A 20,029-nucleotide genomic window follows, 5' to 3' on the forward strand; every position below is an offset into this window, starting at 1 on the left:
TGTTGTGGGGCCTGGGGGCAGGCTAAAACTTCGTCCGCCCCGCACGCCACGCAATCAACGCAGGCAGGAGCTTGTCGACGTCGTCGACGACGATAAGCGCATCGAGAAGCTCCGGTCGCACAAACCCCGCATCCACAACTTTGCGCAGGAGCGCCAACAGGGGCTCCCAGAAGCCCGAAGGTCCCAGCAACGCCACTGGCTTGGCATGAATCCCCAGGTGCTGCTGGGTCCACACCTCGAAGAACTCTTCCAGTGTGCCCGCACCGCCGGGGAGTGCAACAAAAGCATCGCCGAGCTCATACATGCGCGACTTTCGATCGGCCATAGTCGCAACAGTTTCCAGGTGAGTCAGCCGCGGATGGGCAATTTCCTTCTTGACCAAGACCTCGGGGATGACACCTGTGACACTGCCGCCGTCGTCAAGCGCTGCGTTAGCAACCGTGCCCATAAGACCAATCGCCGCGCCACCGTAGACGAGCTCCACCCGATTTTCCGCGAGTGTCTGGCCGAGACGTTCGGCGGTGACGCGCCAGGCGGGATCGTTGCCGAAGCCGGAGCCGCAGAAAACAGTTAGTGACGACAGTGCGCGCTGTGGCTGTTCACGGCCAGCGGCAAGCTGGGGCAGCTCTTCGCGGAGCTTCGGCAGAGTGGTTTCGACCAGCATAGGGGCGATTTTCCCGGTCGGTAGCCAGGGGTCGAGCCAGCGGACCTCTTCAATTTCGGCGTGGGGCTGAACGTTCGCCAGCTCATCGGTGAACTCGCCGACATAGCGCACATGGTGGCCGACGACCTCGAAGCCCGCCTCGTTGGCGGCGGCCGCACGGGCGATATTCCACGGACGCAGCTGCGATAGCTCGATGTCCACGCCGAGCTCCTCGGAGACTTCGCGCGCGGCGGTGACCTCCGGGTGATCGACGGACTCACCCGGCTCGAACTTGCCGCCGGGCAGCATGAACGTATCCGTGCCCCGCTTACGAACGCACAAAACCCGCCCCACCGGGTCAGTCACAACCATTGCGGCGACAACGATGGAACGGGTTTGTGCAGTCACTCGGTCCCCTTAGGTGAAGGAGGCACCGAGGCTCTTTCGCCTAGGGATCCTTCACAATCATCTTCCCGGGCGAGTATAGACCCGAGCGAGTGATATCTTCATACTCAATTTCGGCGACATCCGGCTTGACCTTGTCCTTATTCGGACGCGGCGAGAGCTTCTCGACGGAACCCCAGTCGCGGCGCCAGTCGTTCTTGAGGTAAGTCGGTACGGACGTAGCCTCATTCACAGCGTCGGAGAATCCGAGCGGACCACCGCCATCGACCGACTGCCAGACATCTGCACCGACGACCTTCAGGCCACGGTCCGGAGTGATGCGGTACTCCGGAAGCTCTGCGACACCTGCGTAGTGGTCGAACGGACGCTGGCACGGGAACTGGAAGGCAACCGGCCAGTCCGGGATAGTCGCAGTTTCCGGCGAAATGACATCAGTCATCGACTGCAGCTCGGCCAGGCGAGGAGGGGTCAGCGCCAGCCACTGATCCTCGGAGACGTCATTGTCCTCCGCTACCAGTCGCACAGCGGTCGCTCCCTCTGGGATCTCCTCGGTCAGGAAGCGCAGGTTACGCCAGGTCGGAGCAGGGCCGATATCAATCGGCTCCGACTCGGAGAGGACCTCGAAGCCATCCTCGTCGCCGCCCTTGCGACCGTACTCTGCCACCAGCTTGCGGCCCTGCTGAGCCACACCGTTGATGTCGTGGTGGAAGATACGGCCGGCCGCCGATACGACGAGCAGCGGGTGGTTCTCATCAATCTCAGGCAGCTGGAACCAGGAAGTTTCCAGGCTTGCAGGACGCTGAATGTCCTCGGAGTAGGAGCCAAGCACCGGCACCTTATCCGGATCCAAGCCAAATGGCAGCTCGACCTGCGAGCCGTTGACACCCTTGTCGGCACGCTTGCCGCCGTCGGTGCCCGACGCGGAGCCGCCCTCAACTGTGGCTTCCGGATCAGTAGACTGATCATCAGTGTCGGCAGTACTTGCCTGGCTCTGGCTGGTGTCCACAGCTTCGGCCTTCATGTTAGACGGGACGCCGTTCGGGTCGAAGCCACGGTTCTTGCCGCCACCGCGCAACGATTCCGCTAGCGGCTTGCCATCGACGGTATTCAGGAAGCCATCGTTCGGATCGGTTTCCATCAGCACATCGCTCGCCATATTACATGTCTGACCAGCCAAGGAGCGGATATTACCAGCGGCGACCGAGTATGCCGGGTACTGCGATACTGCGCCCTTGCCCAGCGAAGCCACCATGAACATCGTCACCAGCAGCGTCGTCACTGCAATCGGGGACGATGCAACTGCATTGATGCGGCGCGCGCGTGCCGACTTTTCCTGCGACTTCGGCTTGGTGCGGAACTCCTGGACGAAGTTCATTACGGCACCAGCCAGCAGCAGTAGCAAGGCTAGAGCCAATACTGCTGAACCCAGCTGGTGGCCGCGCAACTGAATAGTCTTGTCGAACCACGGCACACCGTAGGACGACACATACCACCAGCCGTTAATGCCCATCAGCGAGAAAGCGAGGATGAAGGTGATACCACCGGCAAAGAACAGCTGGTTGCGCGGGTTACCTGCTACCCAATGGCTAATGGCCATGGCGGCAAGTGCTGCCAGGGAAGCCGCGATGCCCGCGTATACGCCGAAGTGGTGCGTCCACTTTGTCGGCGTGAAGGTCAGGAAGAACATGGTGCCGATGAACATGAACACCAGGCGTGCCGACGGGCCGGCCAGAGCCCCCGGAACGGTGCGGTGACGAAGCAGCGCGGCAATCGTGATGGTCAAGCACGCCAGTGCAATCAGAACCGGGAAACGACGCGGGAAGGCGCCGTCGACCGACTGCAGCACCAGCCAGTAGTAGCGGACGTACTCGTTGTACCAAGGCTCCGACGGGCCGATGATGCTGCGGACGCGAATGGACTCGCGGACCGTGGCCAAAGTCTGGTCGCCGAAGACACCGGCCAAGATTGCGGTGCCCGCAGCCAGGAACGGCGCAATCTGCATCAGTGGGGCCTGCCAACCACCACCGAGAGCCTTATGGCGCTCAACGACAATGCGCACCAGCATCGGGATGCCTGCGAGCAGGGCAGCAACTGCCATTAGGCCCGTTGGGCCCGAGCCCAGTGCCAGCGTGGCGATAACCACTGCGACTGCAGCTGGCAGCAGGCGTCGAGTCAGAATTGCGCGCTCAATGAATGCCCAGGTCAGCAGGGATCCCAGAGCAATGACCGGCTCCGGGCGCAGTCCGTTGTTGTACGGCAGCCAGAAGGCCAACAGCACACCAGCAGCAGACCAGTAGGCCACCCGGCGCTGGGCAATCTTCTCGCCGAGGCGTGGGATAACCATTCGGGAAATAATGAACCACACCAGCAGTGCGGACAGCAGCGCCGGTAGTCGCATCCACAGTGACGAGGTGGACACCTTCACCATCAGCGACAGCAGGTCGTAGTAGGGGCTGCCGAACGGTGACTCAGGAGCGCCGAACCAACGGTAGTAGTTCGCCATGTAGCCCGACTCGTCGGAGACGCGCGCCATGGTGAAGATGTAACCGTCATCGGAGGTGTTGCCACCGATGAAGTGCCAAACAACCAAAATCGTGCCGACCAGGATGTCCAGCGGAGTCGGCTTCAGCGCACCGCGCTTGAACAGCGGAGTGAAGGGGGAACCGTCGATACGGTCAATGCGAGCCAACGCGACCAGGGAAGCCAGCGTCAGAAGCAGACCCAAGTACATGACGATGTACTTCACCACTGTCGGGTGTGAGGTGTAGCGGGAGTCGATGTTCATGTGGACATCGAGTCCATCGGCTACGGCCTTGGCCGCGTCGCCGTCAGCGGGCAGGTCAGTGTAGATACCGGTGACCTGCGGACGGTAATCGCCCTGTGTGGTGGCGGTGAGCTTCTCACCATCTGAGTTCTTGGCGCCGTCGATGTTGACGGTGGTTTTGTGCTCGGTGGAACGGATTTCCAGGATCCTGCCCTTGTTTGCGGCAAGCTCCTTCTTATCCAGGCTCATCACCACGCTGTCGCGCAGAATGACGTCGAGGCCGTCCTTGCCCGAACGCACCATCAGACCCCGTTTGGTCGGCTTATCCGCGGTCGGGGGGATAGTCGACAACAGGGTTGTCCGCTTGTCGGAAAGTTCATCCGTCAGGGACAGAGGCAGATCGACGCTCAGATCCAACGGTGCCTGCGCCATAAGCGGTGCATCCACTGAGTTCAGTGTGTCGCGCTGAGGCCAAGACACGGAGGACTGAGTATTCACGACCGGGAGGAACGGTGTGATGACAAAGCAAATGAAACCGACGATTCCAGCGATAATCGCTGTCCAACGAGTCAGTGTCGTAGGAGAGGGGCCGTCCATAGGCGGTCTCTCCACGCGGTCGATGGTCACTTCGGGTGAGCCGTCGACACTTTCTTTGATTTCTTTAGTTTCGGCAGTCACAAGGAAAGATACTACGGTAATTGGCGTTTTTCTTTGAGTTTGCAACGCGAAAGCTACATCACAGTTTCCACATTAGTAACAGGAATCACGTTTATAGCAGGGGATAGCCGCCCAATACCTACTTGCCAATACCTACTTGCGAACCGCCACTACGAACGGGCCGACCTGGTTTAGCTCCCAGTGCTTCTCAAATGCAGAGCGGGCAAAATTCAGGCTCCGGAAGACCACATTCGGATTGTTCGGATAGATATCATCCGCGATGTCCAACGTCAGTGGAGCGGCATCCTCGCCATCAGGTGTCTCAACCTCGCCCCGCAGCACAATGGCATCCGGTCCGCGCCACGGCGTTTCATCCATGGCCTGCACGAGCTCATCGGGGTCGCGAATCTCCGACCATTCCTCCAATGCCTGATTACGGCGGTCGAACTCACCCAGAGGGTTAGCGTAGTGGCTGGTCAGCGCCTGGAATCCGTACCAGGGATAGAGTGCTTGGAAATTCTTCTCATCCGTCAGCACCACTGTCTGGGCCGGATCGAGCCCGGCCTCCTTCAGCGTTTGGTCCACCGCTGAGTACCACGCCCCGGCATTCGGTGGGAAGCGGTCCGCGCGCTCGCCGTTACCGTCGGTGTCGGTATGCGCCAAGTCGATGGCACCATGCAACTTATTCGGAATCGACTGCGCGTAGCCAATGCCCGCCAGCAGCAAGACTGCCGCCATTACCGCGGAGACACGCTTGGCAATGTGAGCTGGTGCCGCCTGCGGCCAATACTTCTCGATGCCGTTGAGACGGGCGTCGGCAAGCGCGACCACACCAGCCGCGATCAGCATGAACGTAATCGGTGCGGTGAGGCGGAACCCCAGCAGCGTGCGTCCGAGCAGCGTCGCCACCATCGAGGCCACTACCCAGCCATAGAGCACCAGCGTGCCCAGGCCGAGCGCGCGGGCATCCGGCTCCGTGGCGCTGACCAGCATGCGCACGACACCGATGAAACACAGCACACCGATTACGCTGGCGGCGAGCATCGGCAAAGGCAGCTGCGCGCTCTCCGGGGGCAGGTAATGCGTCGCTGTCGCGCCCGAGCGCGGTGCCCCCGTCACAACCGCCAGCATGTACGGACCCCACACCGTCGCCGCAATCAGCATCGATCCCACGCCCATAATGATCAGGCGCACTACAGGCATCCACGAGCTTGACGACGTCCACGCGACCACGGCCAACACGACCACAATAAGCGCGCCTACGGCAGTGTAAAGAGTGTAGAAAGTCGCAGAAATACCCAGGAAGACGAGCACGCCAAACATGGCGGACCAAGCGCCGGTGAGACCGCGCCAGGCCATCACGGTCATCGCCGGAAGACCCATAGCAACGACTGCGGCGTAGGGCTCATCGGCGACAGTGGCCAGGGCGACGGCCGTGGTTGTCAGCGCAATGCCAGTGGCTACTGGCAGGGAGCCACTCAGGCGTTGCCACACCGGAATCAAAACACAGCCAGCAGCGGCGAGTGTCATCAACGCCCAGGGCTGGAAGACCTCCCAGCCGGCAATGCCCAGGATATTGGCCAGGCGTCCGCCCAGGAAGAACCAACCAGCGGGGTAGAAAGACGGGATGTCGATGTACGACATGTCATGCAGGCCAGGCTCCGCGGCCATCCTGGTGAGGTATTCAGTGCGGAACTCCTGGTCGACAGACAGACCGTCTAACCACAGCTTGGTCGAGCCCAGCGGCAGGCCGACGGCAGAGACCACCAGAATGGCCGGTGACATGTAAGCCAGCAGGTACGTCAACCACGTTAGCCACCGGGGGCGATTGTCTTTGCCCTTGGTGGCGAAGAAATACAGCAGGACGGTGGTGAGCGTCAGCGTGATGACAATCAGCGCTGTTGCGACCGCCCTGGTCAGCTGCGAGCCGCCAAAGGCCGGCAGTGACAGGCGGTGGAACACAAACCAGGACGCCAGAGCGATAACCGAACCGCCCACAAGCGCTGCGACCAGGTAGAGGAGGGCAGCCTTGAGGGAGAGCTGGTCATCATTGAAGATCTCGTAGCGATCTTCGTCGGTGAACTCGCCTGCGAGCCGGTTTGTGGAAAACTCTGTAGTTTCGTCAAAAGCTGGCGAAGCCTGTTGGGCTTCGCTGCATGATGAGGTGTCGGCCTGCTTGTCAACCATGCTTTTAAGTGTTGCACACGAACGTGAACGACCGGATACCTGCGACGTGGATATCGCTTTGAGGGACGAGTTCTTTAGAGTTTCACGGTAAGGTCTTTACGCGTCGCGAGAAGGAAAGCTCTCCAAAGGATTATTGAAGAACTGGCAAGCCCGATGACCAATCCCCACCACACCCCGTGAGGCCCTAGACCGATGGGAAAAGCAAGTATTAAAGCAGCTGGCAAACCTATAATCCAATAACCAGTGAGGGATGCCTTCAAACCAGTAGTGGTGTCGCTAATCCCGCGCAGGAGACCGATAGCTATGTTTTGTGCAGTATCGACAAATTCCATCACTGCGCCAATAGCCAACAACCCCAATGCGATGCTTAATGTCTCGGTGGCATTGGATTTCTCGGAGCTGTTTATAAATGGGGAAAGTACGAGGCGGGGAGCGCAAAGAAAGCTGACGGAAGCAACAGCAACGATGGCAGCCATCATCGTTTGAGTTCGAATGCCGACTTGGCGTGCAAGGGAGTTGTCATTCAGACCCCAAGCGCGACTCACAAGAATAGAGCTGCCGTGGGAGAACCCAACACCAATCTGGAAAACAATAAAGGTTATTTGATAGACGACGTTGTGCGCTGCGAGTGCTTCTGTGCCAAAGGATCCCATGACCATCGCCAGCACAGAAAACATGCCCGCTTCGGCTCCGTAGGTTGCTGAGACTGGAAGCCCCAGACGAAGCTGAGTGCGGACGAGGTGACGGAGCCTTCCGTGCATCGTGTCTCTGTCGGCACTCCAGAAATCGAGGGCAAGAAAAGTTGAGAGGTCGGGATCTCGGATGGTGATTCGCAGGTAAATTAGGGCCGACAATAAATGAACCAGTGTGGTGGACAGTCCAATACCTAGCAGCCCCAATGCAGGAATAGGCCCGAACCCGAAACCGAGTGCGTAGTTCAATGCTGCATTCACTACAATCATCGCCACGGTGATGTGCAGTAGAGATTTTGGTTTGCCGAGGCCTACACAAAACTGACGGGAGACTTGGAACCACAAACAAGGAACAAGACCTGGCGCGAGCAACCACATCATGGAAGTGGCTGCGGAACTAATCTCAGCGGACTGGCCGAAAAACGGTAGGGCGTAGGCAATCGCCATCAGAACCAGTGCTCCCACTAGACCGCTGACAGTTGCTAATAGCCAGCCGGTGCGTGAGAGGTTGCGAATTTCGCGTTGCAGCGTAGCGGCAGATAGTTCGGAGTCCGCTCGCTCGCGAGATTTGCTTTCGTAGAGTGAATGAGCCGACGCAATTCTATTGCCCAGCGGTGTTAATAGGCCCACGGCCATTGTGCGTATCTGGTTAAACCACACAACTGCCAAACCTCCGCCAGCAAGAGCCCCGAGGCTAAGTTGGCCCATCATGAAAGTGTCGGTGGTTGAAATTGCGATATTCGCAAGCTGTGTGCCGGCAAGGGGAAGAGACAACGCCAAAATCTGGCGGTTTAGTTTCTGAGAGGTAGCTCCGGGCACTACTTTTCCTTCGACCATGAAACTCGTGTTGAATTTAGCGAAATTGGGCTTTCCCCAGCGCGCAATGACATAACTTGTTCCCAAATTTTGGACTCGAGAGCTACATCGAGCAAATCGCGTTCGGCCATCCACTCATCGTTGAACACGGTATCTAGATACTTTTCCCCTCCATCGCACACCATGGTCAATGATGTAGAACCAGCGGGAAAGCTCGGTAGGAGCTCGAGGGCTGCCACTACGGCTCCACCGGCAGATCCTCCCAGTAGAAGTCCCGTATGCTTTGCGATCGCCCGACATGCAGCGAAAGCTGCCTTGTCGGATACCTTTGCTCCGTAGTCGAGTAAGTCGTAGCGAACCGAAGTGCCGATAACTGCACCTTCGGGGGTGCCCGTTCCAGATTGCCAATAGTCGTGTCCAGGAGCACCGAATGCAATGGAACCTTCCGGTTCGACGCCTATAATAGTGGGACGGTGTCCCAATTGATGGAGACGTTCAGTAACTCCAAAGAGACTTCCACCTGTGCCTACAGCACTGATGATATGAGATGGACTTGCTCCGAGATCATTCAAAATTTCATCAGCTGCAGGGTAATAACCCATTGAATTTGCAACATTGTCGTGCTGCTTCATGAATACCCAGCCGTGTTGTTTGCTGAGCTCCTCAGCATGGTTTTCTCTAGCCGATGTGGCGAGCGAATCGTCATCTTGATTGGAAACGAAGCACATCTGTGCATTCATTGCACGCATGGAGTTCAATTTATCTTTACAAGAATGATTATCGACGACTGCTACGAAGTCGTATCCGCGCTCAAGTGCAAGAAGTGCTAAGCCCTGTCCAGTATTACCGGAAGTCGATTCAACGATAGTGCCATGCTCTTGTAGTCGGTTATCCTGCTCTGCCGCCTTAATCATCGACTGGGCCATCCGGATTTTCGCACTTCCAGTTGGGTTGAATTGCTCGAGCTTAAGCAAAACGCGACTTTTCTGGGGAGTACAGACAAGCTCGAACAGAGGAGTATTGCCAATGAGTTGAGACATCTGCGTATAAATTCTTTTTGGCATCTTTATTTGGCCTCTGTTCTAGCGATCTTCCGTGATGGTCATGGTGACAGGATTAAAGGCGTATTTCTGAGGAATCCGATATCCGTGGAAAGCAGACTCGTTCGAGTCCATTTGATACCCGGCTGTGTCGGGATAGACTAGGAAATCTCCAGGTCGAGGCCTGTCGGGGAGTTGAATCATTCTTTTGCTGAGATAATCGCTGTCTAAGCACGTTGATCCGGAAACTGCTGTTGCGGTAGCTACTCCCGAGTCGATAATGACTCCGTTACGCACAAGGTATGGGTCCGGATAATACTCCGAGTTGAACCATTGCTCTGAGAGGCTGAGACTAGTTCCACGTACGACAGTTACTGTCCGTGCAGCATTGGGCAATGCGTGACACGAAAGAACAGGAAAGAAACTAGCACCCGCGAACTGGCATAAAGACCGTCCAGGCTCTGCCAAAATCTTTATGTTGTGACGATGAGCGCGCTGAGCCATGGAGTCCGAGCTGCGTCGAGTGGACTCCATATCTCGACGTGTCAGTGGGCGATGTTGATTAGCTATAAACCGTAGTGAGTATTGTCCGGATAAAGGTGATCCGAACGGATATTGGTCTTTAGGTTTATCCGAATCTATGAACATTTCGTTTTTTAGTCGAGATTGTAGGTTTCGCCAGACTCCATACTCGACTGAGCTTGTGGGAAATCCACCTCCAATGGAAATAGTGTCGGCCCGTGGAGACAGGGAGCGCACCTTGAGTAGGGTGTCGATTGCCAGATGCGACATGTTTATCCTCTCGTGGAGGTCATAACCGTTGCAGTGGAAACTTAGGCCGGTAATTTCGATGTTGGCACGGCCTTGGCTAAGACGAGCGGTTAGAGACAAGGCGGTATCGATGCTCATACCAAACCGTGTGGAGGGGGTTTGGTTCGCAATCCGGAGAAGAACTCGGAGCTGATTAGGCGTATCGATTTCGTCGACAAATTGGGAAATTATTCTTGAATCTACTTCATTGGAAATAGTTAGAGTTGCATCGTGGCAAACTGCCAAATGGATAAGTTCTCGACTCGGTGTAGCACCAGTAATGATTAATTTATTTCCTGGTACACCAGCGGCCAGAGATGATTGGAACTCTTCTACGCTGGCGACATCGATTCCACTGTCGAAACCACGAAGAGCACTCAGTGCTATCTCGCGACTGAAGTGCGCGGACTTATTTGCCTTTTTGCCAAATCGAATACCGAATTTAATGCCGACTTCCTTAGCGGTTGTATGCCAGGCTGAAAGTGTTTGAGCAAATTGGTTTGGGCAAAGGACATGAAAAGGGGTGTCGGAAAGCTCAGCAATGAAGTCAAGTTTCCCTGAGCCAATCAGAGCCGTTTGCCAGCTTGGAACATCAATCTTGCATGATATGGCACTTACCACAGGGATATCTCCGTCCCGAATCCCTGCTTAAGACCTTCCTTGGCGAGGATTTGGCCGACAGCGATATCGGTTAGAACTAGTCCGCTGTTATAGCAAAACGTAGTTTCGTCAATACGAGGCAGTTTGCGCCCTTTGCGGAGCAAATCGGATAGTTCGGCATGGACATTCGGCAACCGACCATCGGTGTCAGCGTAATCGCGACCGGTAACATTCATCTGTTCGATACTCGTCGTGATGACTCTGCTCGCTTGATGACAGATATCAGGGGCGATTCCGTAGCCCACAACAACGACGGTTGCGTGCCGGGGAATATCGGATGCTGTGACAGTACAACGAGTCTCAGGTCCAGCGGCCCCGATAATGAGATCACAGTTTGAACTCACAGTTGTAGGATCGTCTACAATCTTGATTTTTATTTTTCGGCCAAGCTTCACTGCTGCTGTTGATGCAATCTTGGCGCCTTTCTCTAGTCCCACGCTGTGGCTGCCGGCGAGATAAATCGTGTTTAATGTTTCAAAGGTTTCAAGGAGAAAAGGGGCTGCGTTTTGTCCTTGGGTTCCCGAACCGATGATGAGAGCGCTCTGAGGAATTGCACCAGCATACTGTGCCAACAGCGCTGAGACTGCCGGGGTTCTGAGAGTTCCTGCCGCAGCGCCGTCGAGAAGTGCAATAGGATATCCGCTGGAATCGTCGTACAGTGTGAGGGTCGTGTAATAGCTTCTATCCCTGGCGCTTTGTTGGTGAGTTTTGCTCCAATGGGTATAGGAAGTCTTGAATCCGACGGAATTTGAAGAACGACTTCTGCCGACCATCGAGTAACTCACGCTTTCAGGTACTTCAACTTTGATTTTCCCTGGGCACAGAGTTCCTGGCTGGTCGAGCTCGATGAGAGCGGATTTCACCGACTCGAGTACGGACTCGGGTGAAATTTTTATTTGAGCTAGTTCTGATCTGCTGAGGACGGTCAGGTTAGTTCGCTGTTTCATAGGATTTCACCATCCATAAATCGGATGTGTTGGCCGTAGCCGGGTTCGTTGATTTCATTGATGGGGCGTGTGTTTTTGGTTCCCATAATGTTGATGCGTAGCATCCAGCGGTCGGTCCCGTCGTAGTTGGCTACGAAAGGTACTCGTCCGTGGGCGCATCGGTCATTGTTGATGATGACCATCTGACCTGGCTTTATAGGCACCGTATAGGTGACAGTGTGAAGAGCCTGTTGAAGCTTCTCAAATGCCTCCCACCACTGTAAGGTTCCAGAATTTTTGTCTGTGTAGGCGGGGTCAAACCGCATGCCTAAATTGCCATCAGTTTTCCAGATTGATGTCATGGCAGTAGGAGCTGCATATTCGTAATCACCGTAAGATGCATCTGGAATAATGATGGCTCCGTCCCCGGTTAGAATTTTTTTCGAATCTACATCGAGTAGATGCCATGCTTCATCGATGGGGGCCAGCGTAGTGCCGACATTTTTGGGGTTACGAAGACCAAATAAAGCGAAGTGCGTCGCGCGCCGCGGATGAAAAGCATCTTCTGTGTGCAGAGTCAATGTGGTGTTGCTGCTGGCGCCAACTTGCTGGTTCTCCTGGCTGCGGGTCGGCACCAAGTCTGTGGTGATACGGCCTTTCTGCTGTCCGAACCATCCGAATGGGCGACCGACAGCGCTAGCGATGATCGCAAGAACGAATCTCCAGGTTCGGACCTTGCCAACGCATTCCTGCCACGTGGCTGGGGTAGGTCCGTGAACTGCAGGGAAGGGAAGTCCATGGATGGAAGTGGCATGGGCAGTAGGGGAGAGCAGAATTAGTTCTTTCAGTTCCTCCAGCTCATCAGTCAAAAGATGATTGATGGCATTGTACGAGTCGGGAGAGCTAATCTTCTGTGTCGCAGCCAGTTCGTCGGCAGCTTTAACGATCCTGTGTGAGAGTTCTTGGCTCAGGTGCAAATGCTGCATGACAGAGAGATTAGGTGGGGGTAGCCTATGCTGCAAAGGGTGACCTAGGTAATTATTCTTAAAAGAATTTCGTTAGTAGGCTTGCCTAAGCTTTACTGCTGCTGTAGTTGTTAGCTATGTCTTTTCTCCTGTGGGCAGTCTTTCTTAGAGATTAAGGAACCATCATGACCAATTTTTCTCGACGCCAATTCCTCGCTGCAATGGCAGTTATTGGGACAGGCACTTTTCTGACGGCGTGTACGTCACGAGAGTCGACGGCAGGGGATGGGGCTGCCAGTGGGGATGAAGTCGAAAACGTTAATGTGCTGCGTGTTGGGGCTCTCGGGAAAGCGGCAAGCGCTCAACGAGACCCTTACCAGCTTTTGCCTAATGATTCAGATATGCTTATTAGCTCCCTGATCTGGGAGGCTCTGACGGTGCCGGGCGAGAAAGAAACTGTAGTGCCACGCCTGATGCAGGAATGGAAACAGAATAATCCGACTGAGTGGGAATTTATGATTGCCGACGGTGCTACCTTCCATGATGGTTCCTCGGTCACATCTGAAGATGTCGTGTGGTCGTTGAAGAAGATGCTTTCGGATGAGGAAAACTCATTCCGGCTTCCAGTGATGCCTGATAGCATTCGTGCTGCTGGAGCCAACGTCGTTGTGATGGAAACTGCGGAACCGAATTCACAGCTTCCGATGCTTGCGCGATTGATGACCTTCGTGATGAAGAAGGGTTCCTCTGCTGAAAAGCCCATTGGATCGGGGCCGTTCCAGCTGGTCAGTTGGGAAAATGGTTCTGCTAAGCTCAAGCGTTTCGATAACTATCACGGAACAGTAGCAGGAGTTGCTGAGGTCCATGTCATTCCATTTGAAGACTCCACCGCAATGACTAATGCGCTGTTGTCCGGGCAAATTGACTTAGCTCAAGCTGCGGGTCCTATTGCGGCCCGATCCGTCGAAGGAAATGAAGATATAAAGATTGTGCGCCGGATGAATGACTCGGTTATTCCACTAATCATGCGTACCTCAGATGGGCCTTTCTCAGATGTGAAAGTTCGTCAGGCGCTGCGCCTTGCAGTTGATCGGGAGCAAATCATCCAACGAGCTCTCTCCGGTTATGGAACCCCTGCAAACGACATTCTTGGAACGGCAGATTCGAACCTGGATTCTTCGTTAGTGCGTAAGCGTGACGTTGTGAAAGCGAAGAATCTCCTCCAAGAGGCAGATTTTGACCTTGAGAAAACGTATGATTTGTACGTTACCCCTGAGGCTCCGGGTCAAGTAGAGGCGATGAAGGTTATCGCTGATCAGGTGAAAGAAATCGGCATGACTCTCAATGTAGTGGAGCAGGATTCGGGTACTTTCTACGACGAGACATGGACCAAGGCAGACCTATATTGTGGCTATTGGGGAACTAATGATTCTGTGCTCTTCTTCGCTGGGAAGGTTCTCGACGGTGACGCGGCCTCTAATGAGACCGCATTTGATGATGCTGAATTCAACGAGATCTATGATCAGGTACTGGAAAGCACCGATACTGAGAGAATTAACCAGCTAAGCCGCCAGCTGCAGAAGATTGAGTTCGAGCGATCCGGGTATCTGGTCTGGGGTGCATCTGACGGAGTCGATATTGCGAGAGCTAATTTGAGTGGTCTGCCTAAGGCTCCAGGCTATGGTCGTGTCCTTCTTGAAACCGTCCAGAAGGCTTAGTGTGCCAGCGGAAATCGCGCGTTGGCTTATTCCTCGGCTGATAATTCGTGGAGGCTTACTTTTCGCAGTTCTCGGACTTGTTTTTGTAGCGATTGATTGGCTGCCCGGTAATGCTGCCTCCGCAATCTTGGGCGCAAACCGGACCCCGGAAGCTCTGGCAGCGCTAGAAAGAAACCTGAATCTTGATAAGCCGCTTATGGCCCGCTTCCTGAGCTGGCTGGGAAGTGCGTTTGCGGGCGACTTTGGTACTTCCGTAAACGGAGTACCGATTATTAATCTGCTGAGTTCAGCGCTGCCTGTGACGCTGGCAACAACTGGTATGGCATTTTTAGTCACTGCTGTTCTTTCGGTAGCAATCGCCATTTTTTGGGCTTCACGTGCTGAAAGACCCTGGATTTCGCACATTATTGACCGATCGACAGTGGCATTAATTGCGCTACCAGAGTTTGTCGTTGGTGTGTTTCTGGTAGCGGTATTCTCTCTCTGGCTTGGTTGGTTTCCCGCGGTCACTATTACCGCGGAAGGCTTGCCAACCCAGATAAGTATGTACGCATTACCGGTTATGGCGCTGGTAATTCCTCAGGCGGCCTGGAATTCGAGAATGCTTTTCGCAGCGTTCGAGGATGCTTCTCACAACACTGCGGTCCGCAATGCTGAGCTAAACGGAATCGTGGGAAATCAGCTGGCACTTCGACATATCCTGCCGCTATCCGCACCGACATTTGCTACTTCAATGGCTACAACAGCAGGTGTTTTGATAGCAGGGACAGTCACAGTCGAAGCGTTATTTAACCATCCTGGAGTGGGGCTTTTGGTGTCTAATGCAGTCGCGCAACGGGATATCTCGGTGATTCTTGCCGTACTTGCTGTAACAGGGGCGATCATATTGGTGTTGCTGACTGTGGCAGATGCAATAAAAGTCGCATTCACCCCGAAGGTGCAACTATGATTCGAAGGTTTTTAGCGGGGGCCTTTATCGCCCTAGTGTTAGGCGGACCGGTCGCTGCTGGTTTGTTTGGCATTGAACTGTCGGCGCATGGCGTGCCCTTCGCTAACGGTAACGAGGAGGGTTTCCTAGGAACAGAACACCTGGGGAGAAGCGTGGGCGCTGCAGTGCTTGTCGGTGGCCGGTCCTTGGTCGTAACTGCAATTATCGTCGGTTCTTTGACCACGGCATTTGGCGCTCTATTCGGTATCTTGGGGTCGCTAAAGCCAAAACTGGGCTTCTTTATTGAAGCAGTGGCGGATGTCACCATCTTGGTGCCCGCAGTAATTCTTTTGCTTTTAACTGCAGTCTTGTATCCCAATGGTGGGCTACCAGCGCTTATTGGTGTTTCGGTTGTGGTGGGTACGCCTTATGCTGCCCGTGTGGTCGCCGCCGCCACCTATCCCGTTGCTAACGCTGGTTATGTTCAGGCTGCGCTGGGCAGTGGCGTATCGACCGTCTCGATAATCTTGCGGGACATCATTCCCAATATTTCCGCAGTACTTCGTTCGGTATGGAGTCTTCGCATTATCGAAGCGCTGTATGTGCTGGCTACGGCGAGCTTCCTTGGGGTCGGGAGAAGCCTCGGTGAGTTTGCATGGTCAGCGATGGTGCGGGATAACGCGAGTGGAATATCACTGAACCCCTGGTCAGTACTTGCACCAGCCGCCGCGTTGGCAGCGACATCGATTGCTGTAGTGGCCCTGATTAATGGGAGGCAGAAGGAACCGAAGGATGTGCCGAGCTCGTGATTGATGTAGATATTTCCGTGATGCAAAGCGGGCACGTTATCCTACCCCGCACAGTGCTCACTGCCCGAGCGGGTGAGATTACGGTTTTAACTGGGGTGAGCGGCTCCGGGAAGACCTCACTTTTAAAGGCATTGATTGGTGCGGTACCGGAGAGATCGGAAGTAATTGGTGGGGTTTCTGTCGAGTCCAGTGAGTGGCGAGATGTAAACCCGCTGGAGCTTCCATCATGTGAATTAGCTCATTTTCGCCGTGAGCACATTGCTTTCGTAGGACAGGATCCGGGCGCCGAGTTGCCACCATTGATGTCAGTAGCCCGGATGCTCCGGGAGCTAGCTCCAGCGGCCGACGTTGCAGCGTTGCTGCAGCGTGTAGATCTTCCAGCCAGCATTGCTTCCCGACGTATTCACCAGCTTTCTGGTGGACAGCAGCGACGGGTGGCACTGGCTCGGGCACTATCGCGTTCGCCTGAAGCCATCGCTCTTGATGAGCCCTTCGCCGGCCTTGACTCCGATACTTCGACGGTAATCGCTCATCTGCTAAGAGGCATCGCGGATAGTGGCGTTACGGTCATTTTCACCGCCCACCAGGTTCCTAAGCTTGCGATTTGCATTGACTCGGTCGCGGCTGTCGGGAATGGAACGGAAAAAAGCGATTCGATCACCCAGCGCGTGGAACGCCAGAGTGTAGAGACGACTTCTGGCCACAGCCCGCGTTCAGTAACGAAAGACATCCAGGTCACAGAACTCTCCAAAGCCTCGATTGGTGAATCTATGCCGGGGGCGGGGGCAGGGGCGGGCGCGTCTCCAGTCTTAAGAGTTTCCAACCTGAGCTGCGTGAATAATGAACGCGTGACTCTTTTTCAGGGCCTCTCTTTCGCTGTACAGCGTGGCACTATGGTTGGGGTCAAGGGACCGTCGGGAAGCGGAAAGTCGACACTACTTCGGTGCCTAATCGGGCTAAACCACGCAGAGTCGGGTGAGATTGAATGTGCTGGTGTAACTCGTGAAGCTAAGCGTACATGGCCACGGAAGAATCGTTTGATGATGCAGATAGTTCCGCAGGATCCTGCCTCTACGTTGAACCCGAAAATGACCGCGCTCGATGCCGTAGCGCGTGCAGCCCGGGTGTCGGTAAGGGGACGCCGTGACGCACGCCGAGCGGCAATAGATTTGCTCGATAAAGTCGGTATCGATAAGCAGCTCGCACAGCGTAAGCCAAGTGGACTCTCTGGAGGGCAGAGGCAGCGTGTTGCAATCGCACGTGCTCTAGCCGTGCGCCCAAAGCTCCTGCTCTGCGATGAAATTACCTCTGCGCTTGATTATCAAGCAGCGACCAAAGTGATGAGCGTTCTGCAAGAACTCAACAGCGAGGGAATGGGCATAGTTCTAGTCAGTCACGATGATGAGCTGCTGCAATCGTATTGCTCCACGGTTATCCCAATTGGAACTGCAGCTGTGGGTTGAGACCAATACACGCTTGGTTGTCTGAGCCCAGGCGCTAAAAGTGGGGTCAAGGATGAAAAGGGGCCTAAGTGCAAGAAACTCTCAAGTTTCTTGCACTTCTCGCCCTCCTCAGAAAACAGCCCTGGGGTTTTATCGAAACGGATGCAAGAAACTTGAGAGTCAGCGCGGAAATACCCTGTAAAAGCTCTGCTGTTCGAGTCTTAAATCGGCAGCTTCTTGAAGATCGGGCGCGGGATGTGCTTCAGCACCATCATCACTAGCTGGAATGCCGGCGGAGCCCAGACCAGGGTCTTACCGGCCTCGACGGATTTCACTGCGAGCTTGGCGACATCTTCCTTGTTCACGGTCAACGGAGCCTCGTCCACGTCAGCGGACATACGGGTACGGACCTGACCCGGGCGGATAACCAGGGTCTTGACGCCGTACTCCTCCAGGGCCTCACCCAGGTTCAGGTAGAAACCATCCAGGCCGGCCTTGGTGGAACCGTAGACAAAGTTGGAGCGACGCACGCGCTCACCAGCAACGGAGGACATGGCAATGAACTGGCCGTGACCCTGCGCCTTGAACTTCTGACCAACCAGAACACCCATCGACACCGCGCCGGTGTAGTTGATGTTCGCAGCCAGGACGGCCTTGCGCTGGTTCTGCCAGAGCTCCTCGGCGTCGCCAAGCATGCCAAACGCGACGATGCAGATATCCACGTCGCCGTCGGCAAATGCCTTCTCGACGACCTCCGGGTGGGAGTCGAAGTCCGTTGCGTCGAAGTCGAGGGTGACCACCTCGGAAGCGCCGGCGGCCTTCATCTTCTCAGCGGAGGCCTCGCGCAGTGGATCGTTGGGCAGGGAAGCCAGGATGACCTTGGCCGGGCCCTTCTTCAGGAACTCGGCGGTAATAGCCAGGCCGATTTCACTAGTGCCGCCGAGCAGCAGGATGGACTGGGCAGCGCCTACAGCATTAATCATTGGGGCTTAAATCCTCTCGGTTCTTTTAGTGCAGTTCCAGTCGACGCGACATGTCAGAGGCGAAGACACCGTGCGGGTCGATCTCGTTGCGGGTGTTCAGCCAGCTCTGCATCTCGGGGTACATCTGGTGGAAGTTAGCGGCGGAAGTGCGCGATTCCTTGGCCAGGTAGAGGCGGCCGCCGAACTCCATGACGCGCTTATCCAGATCATCGAGGAAGGCGCCCAGACCCGGCTTGATCGGGAAGTCCACGCAGACGTTCCAACCCGGCATCGGGTAGGACAGTGGGGCCTTGTTGCCGGGGCCAAAGAGCTTGAACACGTTGAGCGCGGAGTAGTGGCCGGAGCGCTGCATGTCCCGGATGATGTCCTTGAAAGGCTCGACGGCGTCGGTCGGTACCACGAACTGGTACTGCAGGAAGCCGTTGGAGCCGTAGCCACGGTTCCACTCGCCGATGAGATCCAGCGGCTGGTAGAACTGGGTGAGGTTTTTGACCTGGTTACGCGCCGGGGCGCCCATGAGGTAGTAGGCCTCACCGATAGCCATGAGGGAAAGCTTATTCATGGTGAAGTTCGGGAAGATATCCGGAACCGTCATCAGCTGCGGAGCGTTGAACTTCAACGGATCCTTGGCCAGCTTCGGGGCGAATTCCTCCAGCTGCGCCAAGGTTGCCAGCGAACCGCGGGAAATAGTGGAACGGCCCAGCTTTGGCTCCGGGGAGATGACGTCGAACCACGCGGAGGAGTACGTGTAGTTGTGCTCCGAGCCATCGGAGTGGAATGCCACGGTCTCGTCGAGGTTATTCGTGCGGTCCGTATCAGCGATGAAGTAGGCCGTCTCGGTCTTGGTCATCTTGATCCGAGCGCGGACAATAATGCCGGTCAGGCCCATGCCGCCGACAGTTGCCCAGAACAACTTGCCGTCCGGGTCATCTGCAGAGCCCTCCGGCTCGAGGTGCAGGATACGGCCGTCAGCGACCAGCAGCTCCATCGACAGCACGTGGTTGCCGAAGGAACCTGCAGAGTGGTGGTTCTTACCGTGAATATCCGGACCAATGGCACCACCGATAGTGACCTGGCGAGTTCCCGGCAGCACCGGCACCCACAGGCCGTAGGGCAGTGCGGCCTTCATCAGCTGGTCCAGCGTGACACCGCCGTCGACATCAACAATCGCCGACTCCTGGTCAATGGAGTGAATCTTGTTGAGCTTCTGCATGTCGATGACCAGACCGCCCGAGTTCTGGGCGGGGTCGCCGTAAGAGCGGCCCATACCGCGGGCAATTACACCGCGGCGCAGGTGGGCAGGCTTGTCGGAGTTCTGGTCTGCGACAGCCTTGACGGCGTTAACGATTTCATCCAAGTCCGGCGTCGACAGCACCTGGGACTTAGCGGGGGCGGTACGACCCCAACCGGTCAGGGTCCTGGCTTCTGTGTGTACGGCTCCGTAGGCACCGTTCGAAGCATCGGTGCTGGACTTGCCGTTAGTGTTAGTGGACATCAAGGCTAGGCTACCCCTTTGCACCGGCTCCGTCGCCCGTGACGCTCCGAGGTGTTGGTCACGCTTGAGGCCGCGCACGGGCCGTCGGA

At 55.8% G+C, this 20,029-nt stretch carries 13 protein-coding genes and 2 pseudogenes; 5 read left to right on the forward strand and 10 right to left on the reverse strand.

From position 1 onward, the window contains the following. Positions 1–22: 22 nt before the first annotated feature. The 8 genes from HMPREF2849_RS02370 to HMPREF2849_RS02400 all read right to left on the reverse strand — a co-directional run bounded on the left by HMPREF2849_RS02370 (position 23) and on the right by HMPREF2849_RS02400 (position 12,586). Complete coding sequence (locus HMPREF2849_RS02370) at positions 23–1,051, reverse strand: TIGR00730 family Rossman fold protein (protein WP_070429112.1); 1,029 nt, start codon at positions 1,049–1,051, stop codon at positions 23–25. A gap of 40 nt (positions 1,052–1,091) precedes the next feature. Continuing rightward, positions 1,092–4,490, reverse strand: coding sequence for an arabinosyltransferase domain-containing protein (locus tag HMPREF2849_RS02375; protein ID WP_070429113.1), 3,399 nt, complete (start codon positions 4,488–4,490; stop codon positions 1,092–1,094). A gap of 132 nt (positions 4,491–4,622) precedes the next feature. Then, positions 4,623–6,656: a galactan 5-O-arabinofuranosyltransferase gene (locus HMPREF2849_RS02380; RefSeq protein WP_070429114.1), complete on the reverse strand. Its 2,034-nt coding sequence runs from the start codon at positions 6,654–6,656 to the stop codon at positions 4,623–4,625. A 74-nt stretch (positions 6,657–6,730) separates the two neighbouring features. Next, positions 6,731–8,251 carry an MATE family efflux transporter gene (locus HMPREF2849_RS02385; RefSeq protein WP_246817651.1) on the reverse strand — a complete coding sequence of 507 codons (1,521 nt, stop codon included), beginning with the start codon at positions 8,249–8,251 and terminating at the stop codon, positions 6,731–6,733. Next, positions 8,167–9,228: a PLP-dependent cysteine synthase family protein gene (locus HMPREF2849_RS02390; protein ID WP_069359689.1), complete on the reverse strand. Its 1,062-nt coding sequence runs from the start codon at positions 9,226–9,228 to the stop codon at positions 8,167–8,169. Before HMPREF2849_RS02390 ends, HMPREF2849_RS02385 begins: the two co-directional genes overlap by 85 nt. Before the next feature lie 18 nt (positions 9,229–9,246). After that, on the reverse strand, positions 9,247–10,635 hold the full coding sequence (locus HMPREF2849_RS10920) for an alanine racemase (RefSeq protein WP_076772194.1): 1,389 nt from the start codon (positions 10,633–10,635) through the stop codon (positions 9,247–9,249). Further along, positions 10,629–11,621 (reverse strand): ornithine cyclodeaminase, encoded by a 993-nt coding sequence (locus tag HMPREF2849_RS02395; protein WP_070429116.1) that lies wholly within the window; start codon positions 11,619–11,621, stop codon positions 10,629–10,631. Before HMPREF2849_RS02395 ends, HMPREF2849_RS10920 begins: the two co-directional genes overlap by 7 nt. Then, on the reverse strand, positions 11,618–12,586 hold the full coding sequence (locus HMPREF2849_RS02400) for a TauD/TfdA family dioxygenase (RefSeq protein WP_069359687.1): 969 nt from the start codon (positions 12,584–12,586) through the stop codon (positions 11,618–11,620). Before HMPREF2849_RS02400 ends, HMPREF2849_RS02395 begins: the two co-directional genes overlap by 4 nt. Before the next feature lie 164 nt (positions 12,587–12,750). Between HMPREF2849_RS02400 and HMPREF2849_RS02405 the strand changes: the two genes are divergently transcribed. The 5 genes and pseudogenes from HMPREF2849_RS02405 to HMPREF2849_RS11520 all read left to right on the forward strand — a co-directional run. Beyond that, complete coding sequence (locus HMPREF2849_RS02405) at positions 12,751–14,283, forward strand: ABC transporter substrate-binding protein (RefSeq protein WP_035010183.1); 1,533 nt, start codon at positions 12,751–12,753, stop codon at positions 14,281–14,283. 1 nt (position 14,284) lies between these two features. Continuing rightward, positions 14,285–15,232: an ABC transporter permease gene (locus HMPREF2849_RS02410; protein WP_069359686.1), complete on the forward strand. Its 948-nt coding sequence runs from the start codon at positions 14,285–14,287 to the stop codon at positions 15,230–15,232. Then, positions 15,229–16,020, forward strand: coding sequence for an ABC transporter permease subunit (locus HMPREF2849_RS02415; protein ID WP_070429118.1), 792 nt, complete (start codon positions 15,229–15,231; stop codon positions 16,018–16,020). The genes HMPREF2849_RS02410 and HMPREF2849_RS02415 overlap by 4 nt, the downstream gene beginning before the upstream one ends. Positions 16,021–16,040: 20 nt before the next feature. Beyond that, a pseudogene (locus HMPREF2849_RS11515) lies at positions 16,041–16,527 on the forward strand (ATP-binding cassette domain-containing protein); the annotation flags it as partial. Between the two features lie 365 nt (positions 16,528–16,892). Then, positions 16,893–17,483: pseudogene (locus tag HMPREF2849_RS11520) on the forward strand (ABC transporter ATP-binding protein); the annotation flags it as partial. Positions 17,484–17,683: 200 nt separating this feature from the next. Here HMPREF2849_RS11520 and HMPREF2849_RS02425 read toward each other — a convergent pair. Continuing rightward, on the reverse strand, positions 17,684–18,445 hold the full coding sequence (locus HMPREF2849_RS02425; protein ID WP_038627263.1) for a decaprenylphospho-beta-D-erythro-pentofuranosid-2-ulose 2-reductase: 762 nt from the start codon (positions 18,443–18,445) through the stop codon (positions 17,684–17,686). Between the two features lie 25 nt (positions 18,446–18,470). Continuing rightward, entirely contained in the window at positions 18,471–19,940 is a 1,470-nt protein-coding gene (locus tag HMPREF2849_RS02430) for a decaprenylphosphoryl-beta-D-ribose oxidase (RefSeq protein WP_070607246.1), read from the reverse strand. Between the last annotated feature and the right edge of the window lie 89 nt (positions 19,941–20,029).

The sequence above is a fragment of the Corynebacterium sp. HMSC073B01 genome (genome assembly GCF_001838255.1).
In the GTDB taxonomy this organism is placed as follows: Bacteria; Actinomycetota; Actinomycetes; order Mycobacteriales; family Mycobacteriaceae; genus Corynebacterium; species Corynebacterium jeikeium_D.